Genomic DNA, 7941 nt, shown 5'->3' with positions numbered 1-7941 from the left:
GAAGGGATCGTCCGGCGCTATCGACTCGGGCCAGGGCTTGAGCGGCTGGTCGCGGTCATCGCCAGGTTCGTGCTCGGCGAGGACGCGCTCGTCGACGACCGGCACCTCGTCGTCCAGCTCGGCGAAGGCGCTGTCGTCCTGTTCGTCCGGGTAGGCGTCGCTGTCGGCGAAGGCGGGTTCGTCGTCGAACTCCGGCTCGGGCTCCGGCTTTTCCGGCACCAGACGGGACTGCAGCTGGCGCGCCAGGTCGCCGATCTCGTCGTTGCGCCCGGCGCCGGGGGCGGGGTCGTCCGGGTCGCGCAGCCACAGGCGCAGCTGCAGCAGCGGGGTGGAGATATGCCGGCCCAGGCGCATGCTCAGCGACAGGGTCAGGGCCAGCAGGATCAGGCTGAGGATGCCCATGCTCTGCAGGCTGATGGTCATCGGCTGCTGGAACTGGCGCATGTCCAGGCTGATGCGCAGCTGCCCGGCGATCACCTCCTGGAAGGTGATGGGCGTGGAGTACAGCCCTTCGCTCTCGCCCAGCACGCTGCGCGTCGGCCGTGCGCCGGCCTCGGCGAGGATGCGGTTGTCCACGCTGTAGATGGCGGCGTGGGCCACCAGCGGGTTCTTCGCCAGGTTGTTCAGCAGCACGTTGAGGCTGAGGATGTCGTTGGACACCAGCAGTTCGGTGGCCGAGCTGGCGGTCTGGGTGATCAGGCTCTGGCCGAGGGCATCGGCCTGCTGCTGCATGGCCTGCTTGAACTGCATGCCCATGACCCAGGCGTAGATCAGCATGGCCAGCGCCACCAGCAGCAGGCTGTGGCTGGCGATGCGCAGGATCAGGGGCACGCGCCGCTGGCGCAGGGCGTGGAAGATCAGCAGGAAGAAATTATCGGGTTTGACGGGCGCGGGCCGGTTCACAGAGCACGGCTCTTGTCGACTGAAGTTGCCGCGCAGTATAGCGGTCGCCCCGTGCCGGGCAAAGCGGCGAGCAGGCCGCTGAAAAACTACCTACGTTGGCAATGCTGCGTTAAAAGCGGCCTCAAAATGCTCATTTACAGCACGTAAACTCCGCTTTTTCGGCCGCTTTTGCCTTGCCTTGTCTTGCCTGCCTCGCCTACGTTTTTCAGCGGCCTGCGAGCGTGCCCGTCCGGCGCGGAACTGGGTAGAATGTGCGCCTTTTCCTCGGCCTGGCGGTCGTTCGCCGCCTCATGCCTCTCAATCGTCTGCCCCGGAGGGTGCGCCTTGCGCGAAATCGTCCTGATCAACATCACCGGCGAAGACCGCCCCGGTCTCACCGCCGCCATCACCGGCGTGCTGGCCCAGGGCGGGGTGAATATCCTCGACATCGGCCAGGCGGTGATCCACGACACCCTGTCGTTCGGCATCCTCATCGAGATACCCGACAACGCCCGCGCCCAGTCGGTGCTCAAGGAAGTGTTGTTCACCGGCTACGAGCTGGATCAGCAGGTGCGCTTTACCCCGGTCTCGGAGGAGGATTACCGGCAGTGGGTGGGCGGCCAGGGCAAGGCCCGGCATATCGTCACCCTGCTGACGCGCAAGGTCACTGCCGAGCAGCTGCAGCGGGTCAGCGCCATCACCGCCAAGTACGGCCTGAATATCGACCATATCGACCGCCTGTCCGGACGCATGCCGCTGGACATGCCGGCCGAGCAGGGCAAGGGCTGCATCGAGTTCTCGGTGCGCGGCGAGCCGGCCGACCCGGCGGCGCTGCGTGCCGAGTTCCTCAGCGTGGCGCAGGAACTCAACGTCGATATCGCCTTCCAGCGCGACTCGGTGTTCCGCCGCAATCGCCGCCTGGCGGTGTTCGACATGGATTCGACGCTGATCGAGGCCGAGGTGATCGACGAGCTGGCCAAGGCCGCCGGCGTCGGCGAGCAGGTGGCCGAGATCACCGAGCGGGCCATGCGCGGCGAGCTGGATTTCGCCGCCAGCTTCAGGGAGCGCCTGGGCCTGCTCAAGGGCCTGTCCGAGGACGTGCTGGAGGAAATCGGCGCCTCGCTGCGCCTGACCGAGGGCGCCGAGACGCTGTTCACCGAACTGGGGCGCCTGGGCTACAAGACCGCCATCCTCTCCGGCGGCTTCACCTACTTCGCCAAGCAGCTGCAGGCCAAGCTGGGCATCGACTACGTGTTCGCCAACGAGCTGCAGATCGAAGACGGCAAGGTCACCGGCGTGGCGGTGGAGCCCATAGTCGACGCCCAGCGCAAGGCCGACCTGCTGCGTCAGCTGGCCGAGCGCGAAGGCCTGCAGCTGGAGCAGACCATCGCTGTCGGCGACGGCGCCAACGACCTGCCGATGCTCGGCCTGGCCGGTCTCGGCGTGGCCTTTCGCGCCAAGCCGCTGGTCAAACAGTCGGCCAAGCAGGCGATCTCCACCCTGGGCCTGGACGGCATCCTCTACCTGCTCGGCTTTCGCGACCGCGAAGGCCAGGAGTAACAGCGTCGCCCAGAAAAAAGCCGCCCTTCGAGGCGGCTTTTTCGTTGCGGCGCGGGTTACTCGTCGCCGGCGGAGAAGTCGTAGTCCATCGACTGGCTCGGCCCCTGCAGGTAGTAGCCCTGGATGAAGTTGACCCCGGCCTGCCAGAGGGTCGCCAGCACGCTGGCGCTCTCGACGAAGGGCACTATGGTCAGCTTGGCCTGGGCGTGCAGGCTGCTCAGCAGGGTCTTCAGCGCTTCCTGGTTGTCGGCGTTACCCAGCTCCTGGGAGAAGGAGCCGTCGATCTTGACGAAGTCCACCTGCAGGTGCTTGAGCGTGTTGAAGGGGTTGAGCGCGCAGCCGAACTGGCTCAGCGCCACCTTGCAGTGCAGCTCGGCCAGACCCTGGGTCAGCACCTTGGCCTGTTTCAGGTAGGCGATGGCATCCGGTTCGCTGAACTGGAACACCAGCGCGTCGGACGGCAGGCGCGCCGCCTTGAGCGCCACGCTGAGCCAGGGCAGCAGGGTCTGGTCCTGCAGGCTGGCGCTGGACAGGTGGACGAACAGGCGGGTGTTGTGGCCCTTGGCGCGGTGGTCGGCGAGCAGCTTGATCGAGTTGAGGACCACCCAGCGATCGATCTTCTCGCCCAGGCCGGCATCCTTGGCGGCGGCGAGAAACTCGGTCGGCGGCACTTCCTCGCCCTGCGGGCTGAGCAGGCGCAGCAGCACCTCGTAGTGCTCGTGGGCGTCGCCGCGCAGGCTGATGATCGGCTGGAACAGCAGGCGGAAGCTGTTGTTCTCCAGCGCCTGCTGCACCATCGCCAGCAGGTTGCCGCGGTTGGCCGCGGCGGCCAGTTCGTCGGCCGGGTTGAACAGCTTCAGCGCATTGCCCTCGGCCAGCTCGTCGGCGCAGCGGTGGGCGCGGTCGATGACTGCCTGGGCCTTGGCGGTCTTCTCGCTGAGGCCGGCGACGCCGATCGACAGGCTGGTCTGCACCGTGCGGCCGTTGACGTCGAACATGTGCCCTTCGACCTTCTTTAGCAGCGCGGCGAGGCTGTCCTCGCACTGTTCGGGCGTCTGCCCCGGCAGCAGGGCGGCGAACACGTCGTCGCCGAAGCGCGCCAGCTGGGTGTCGGCGGCGAAGTGCGCGCGCAGCAGGCCGGTCAGGTCGGTGAGCAGCAGGTCGATGCCGGCCAGGCCGATCTCGCCCTGCAGGCCGGCGTAGCGGTCGACGCGGATATAGGCCAGGGCGGACGGCTGCCCGGCGTTGACCGCGCGCTCGGCGGCGGCGTCCATCAGCTCGAGGAAATGGTTGCGGTTGAACAGGCCGGTGACCAGGTCCTGGCTGCTGATCTCGCGCAGCTTCTCCTCCAGCTCGGCGTTGGAGGTCTCGGCGCGGATCACCACCTGGATGCACGGCTCGCCGTCGTAGGTGGCCGGGGAGAAGCTCATCTGTGCGGCGAAGCTGCTGCCGTCGGCGCGCACGCCCTGACAGGCCAGCTCGGCATTGCCCTCGGCGCTCTGGTAGTTCTTCAGGAAGTCCTTGAACGCGCCCTGATCGGCACTGGCGATCAGGTCGATCATCGGCATGCCTTCCAGTTCTTCGCCGTCCTCGTACCTGAACAGCTCCAGGTAGGCGCGGTTGGCGTAGATGTGCATGCCGTCGTGGACGTAGGTGATGGCGTCCACCGAGCTTTCCAGCAGCAGCTGGCAGCGCTTTTCCGCCTCGCGCAGGGCCACTTCGGCGGCGCGGCGGGCGCGGCGTTCCTCGAGGTTGGCCAGCTCGCGCTTGGCCACCAGCACCAGGCGCTCGTCCTCACCCTGCGGCAGGGCGTCCTGCGCGCCGAACAGCAGCGCCTCGGTGATGAGTTCGGAATCGTTGCCCTCGACCAGCTGCAGCACCGGGATGTCCTTGGCCTGGCGGCGAATGGCGCCGATCGCCTCGCCGGGGTCGAGCTGCTCGCTGCTCGGTGCGCAGATCAGCAGATCCCAGGTCTGTTGCAGGGTCTCGGCGAGGTCATCGCTGGAGCTAAGGCGGTGCACGCGGGTGGCGTGTCCGGCATTGCGGAACAGACTGACCAGGCGCTCGGCTTCGTTCTGCGAATCCTCGAGAATCAGCAGGCGGATGGTTTTCTTTTCGATGGCCATAGGATGGGGTCAATACCGCGCCGAACGGGCGCGAAAAGGCGACAAATGGTGAGTTGGCCGCAGCCTACAGCGACTTCCAGAGTGAGTCAAAATCTTCCTCCCCGGCCGGTTTCTGGCTTTGCGAGGCTGTGACCGGCTTCCCGGCGGCGCCTTCTTTGGCACCGACGCGGTGATACTCGAACTGGTTGAAGCTGCCGGTACTGGCCTGTTTGCGGGTCAGCACCGCGCGGTGTTCCTCGCCGTGGTCGTTGATCAGCACCTTGCTGCCTTCCTGGAACGGCAGGCGCGGCGTGATCAGGCTGGCCGGGCGCGAGATGGCGCTGATCTCCGGCAGCAGCAGAGCGCGCAGGTACTGGCTGTTCTGCTCGGCCTTGCGCACCAGTTGCAGGCCGCAGGAGCGGGCATGCGGAGCGATCAGCTCGATGCCCATCTGCGTGCCGCCGCCGCGCACCTGGCGGATCCAACGCACGATGGCCACGCTCCAGCCCTGGCTGGGACTGTCCTGCACGCCGAGCAGTTCGCCGGCCTGCAACTGGGCGGGCACTTCCTTGGCCCAGGACAGGCAGTAGCCGCCGGGGCTGTGGTTGACGATGGCCAGCGCGTAAGTGGGATAGCTTTCATTGCTGCTTTCCGGCTCGGCGGGCTGCTCGCCGGTACTGACCTTGCTGTACTGGATTTCTTCGAAGTGGAAGTCGCTGCCGATGCGCTGCGCGTCGAAGGCGTTGGCCCAGACGTCCGGGGCGCCGGTCGCGGGCTTGAACACCGCGGCGCCGGCCTCGCTGGGGCGCTTGAGCACCTCGCCGAAGGACTGTTCGCCGGCGAGGAAGAAATGCAGCGCACTCATGCCGATGCACAGGGTCAGGTTGCCGCGGCCGCTGGTGCGCTGGAAGGTGCGCTCGGCGATATCGCCCCAGGCGGCACCGACGTGTTGCAGCAGGTCCAGGCTCATGCCTTCGGGCACCGGCAGGCGCGATCTGGGCCGGTCCTCCTCTGGCAGCAGCAGGTATTCCCTGATCGCGTCCACCAGCGGCTGCGGGTCGATGCCCAGCAGGTTGTGCAGTTCGTTGTCGGGGTACAGCGACTTGTAGCGCGGCGGGCCGTCCACCTGCGGGGAGAGTACGAACAGGCTGCTCGGCAGGTCGCCGGCCTGCAGGCTGACCAGTGCGCTCCAGGGCTCCAGCGCTTCGGCCAGGCGGGCGATGCCGTGCTGGCGCATCTGGTTGGTGCGCGCGCAGCCAAGCAGCAGGGCGATCAGGTAGCACTGCTCGGTGCTCAGGGCGGGCGAATGGCGCGCCAGCGGGTCGCGGATCGCCTGGCGCTGCAGGCGCTGCTCACTGGCGATCTGATACAGCTGGTGCAGTTCCAGCCACAGGCCTTCGGGCACCGGGCAGTACAGCTGGCTGGCGCGGATCAGCGGGTTGCACAGGCTGTGGCTGGCGCGCTGCAGGGCAACGGCGAGCAGCTGGTCGCGCTCCTTGCCGCTGCGCGCCATGGCCCGCGAGATGATCAGCTTGTAGCCGACGGCCAGGTGGTTCTGCAGCGCCTGGCACAGGTTGGCGACCTTGCGCGGGCGCTCGTCGAGGACGATGGCCTGGTTGAGGAAGTGGCGTTCCAGGTGCTGGCAGACGAAGTGCACTTCCGGGCGCAGCAGCTCCAGCAGTCGCAGGCGGTTTTCCGAGGGGGTGAGGAATTGGTTGAGTTCCACCAGGCTCTGGTACAGCTGGCGCGCGGTCTCACCGATGTTGGCCTTGGGCAGGCCGGCGAGCCAGCGCTTGAGGTCGCGGGGGCTGCCGTCGCAGAAGCTCAGGCTTGGCTTGCTCGGGGTGGGGACACGCAACAGCAGTAGGTGGGGACTCTGTTTATCCATCAAACTCGGATACTCCGGCCACGCAAAGGCTAGCGGCTCTCGTAATAGTCTCGCGAACTCTAGCAGCATCTCGCCGCGGTCGCAGCCCATCCCGGGGACGGGCGATCGTGCCAGAGTACGCAACTATGACCAGGCGGTCTGCGACCGGGTTCAGTGCCGCGGCGTTGCTCAGGCCTCGGCGTGGCCCAGCAACTGGCCCATGCGTACGGCGCTGCCGGCGCCCAGTTCGGCGGCCCACTGCACCTGCTGCGGGCCGAACAGCACGATGGCGGTGGAGCCCAGCTTGAAGCGACCGAGTTCGGCGCCCTTGGCCAGCTCGATCGGCGCGCGCGCGGCGGCGTCGTAACGGGTGCTCTTCAGCTCGCGCTTGGGCGGGGTGACCAGGCCGGCCCAGACCGTCTCGACGCTGGCGACTATCATCGCGCCGACCAGCACCACGGCCATCGGCCCGCGCTCGGTGTCGAACAGGCAGACCACCCGCTCGTTGCGGGCGAACAGCTCGGGCACGTTCTCCGCGGTGGTCTGGTTGACCGAGAACAGCCGCCCCGGCACATAGACCATCTCGCGCAGGGTCCCCGTCAGCGGCATATGCACGCGGTGGTAGTCCTTGGGCGACAGGTACACGGTGGCGAACTGGCCGCCCATGAAGGGCGCGGCGCGCTCGGCGTCGCCGCCGAGCAGTTCGACGGCGCTGAAGCTGTGGCCCTTGGCCTGGAGCAGGCGGCCGTGCTCGATGGCGCCGAGCTGGCTGATGGCGCCATCGGCCGGGCAGAGGATGGCGCCGGGGGTCCCGTCCAGCGGGCGGGCGCCGTCCTTCAGGGCGCGGGTGAAGAAGGCGTTGAAGTGCTCGTAGGCGCGCAGGTCCTCGACCCGGGCCTCGCTCATGTTCACCTGGTAGCGCTTGGCGAACCAGGTGATCAGCGGGTTCTTCAGCCAGCCGAGGCGGCATTCGGCGACGCAGCCGATCAGCCGCGACAGCAGGTGGTGGGGCAGCAGGTACTGGCTGAGGATAAACAGGCGTTGTTTCATCGTGTGTCCTTGAGGGTTCGGAGCCGGTGCTGAGGCAGCCGGCGCGTGCAGCTGATTGGCGTCCGGGTTCAGCGCTCGATCGGGGTATCGGGCAGGTTGCCCCACTCGGCCCAGGAGCCGGCGTAGGCCTTGACTCGCGGATAGCCCAGCGCCTTGGCCACCACGTAGGTGAAGCCGGAGCGGCGGTGGGTCTGGCAGTGGGTGATCACTTCCTTGTCGGGGGTGATGCCCAGATCCTGCAGCACTTCGGCGATGTCGGCGCGGATGCGCAGGCCGCGCTGCGGATCCATGCCGGCGGTCCACTCGAAGTTGACCGCACCGGGGATATGGCCGCCGCGTGCCGAGCTGAGTTTCTCGCCACGGTATTCGTCCGCGCCGCGGGCGTCCCAGATCGCCAGGTCGGCGGCGCCCAGGCGCGCCTGCACATAGTCGCGGCTGGCCGTCGGCTCGTCGTGCAGGGTCAGCGCCACCGGCGTG

At 67.6% G+C, this 7941-nt stretch carries 6 protein-coding genes; 1 reads left to right on the top strand and 5 read right to left on the bottom strand.

What is annotated here, in order from left to right; translation table 11 throughout:
- A partial coding sequence (locus N878_RS07890; RefSeq protein ID WP_021443122.1) for an AhpA/YtjB family protein occupies positions 1 to 903 on the bottom strand: 903 nt, incomplete at its 3' end.
- A gap of 324 nt (positions 904 to 1227) precedes the next feature.
- Here N878_RS07890 and serB point away from each other — a divergent pair.
- The gene (serB, locus tag N878_RS07885; protein WP_021443121.1) at positions 1228 to 2442 is read left to right on the top strand and encodes a phosphoserine phosphatase SerB; all 1215 of its coding nucleotides are present in this window, start codon (positions 1228 to 1230) and stop codon (positions 2440 to 2442) included.
- Positions 2443 to 2498: 56 nt separating this feature from the next.
- Here serB and N878_RS07880 read toward each other — a convergent pair whose 3' ends face one another.
- From N878_RS07880 to N878_RS07865, 4 genes are all read right to left on the bottom strand, one after another.
- Positions 2499 to 4568: an EAL domain-containing protein gene (locus tag N878_RS07880; protein ID WP_021443120.1), complete on the bottom strand. Its 2070-nt coding sequence runs from the start codon at positions 4566 to 4568 to the stop codon at positions 2499 to 2501.
- Between the two features lie 64 nt (positions 4569 to 4632).
- Positions 4633 to 6435, bottom strand: coding sequence for a hypothetical protein (locus N878_RS07875; protein WP_021443119.1), 1803 nt, complete (start codon positions 6433 to 6435; stop codon positions 4633 to 4635).
- A gap of 168 nt (positions 6436 to 6603) precedes the next feature.
- Positions 6604 to 7464, bottom strand: a complete 861-nt coding sequence (gene asd / locus N878_RS07870; protein WP_021443118.1) for an archaetidylserine decarboxylase — start codon at positions 7462 to 7464, stop codon at positions 6604 to 6606.
- Positions 7465 to 7532: 68 nt separating this feature from the next.
- The coding region (locus N878_RS07865; protein WP_021443117.1) for a rhodanese-like domain-containing protein at positions 7533 to 7941 on the bottom strand (409 nt) is incomplete at its 5' end.

Origin of the sequence: Pseudomonas sp. EGD-AK9 (assembly GCF_000465935.2) — a bacterium.
Lineage (GTDB): Bacteria > Pseudomonadota > Gammaproteobacteria > Pseudomonadales > Pseudomonadaceae > Aquipseudomonas.
Note: the sequence above shows the minus strand (reverse complement) of the source record. Positions and strands in the feature narration are given on the sequence as shown.

Coding starts and splice junctions, on each gene's coding strand:
- N878_RS07875 (WP_021443119.1), bottom strand. CDS start 6,435: ATGGATAAACAGAGTCCCCACCTACTGCTGTTGCGTGTCCCCACCCCG.
- asd (WP_021443118.1), bottom strand. CDS start 7,464: ATGAAACAACGCCTGTTTATCCTCAGCCAGTACCTGCTGCCCCACCAC.
- N878_RS07880 (WP_021443120.1), bottom strand. CDS start 4,568: ATGGCCATCGAAAAGAAAACCATCCGCCTGCTGATTCTCGAGGATTCG.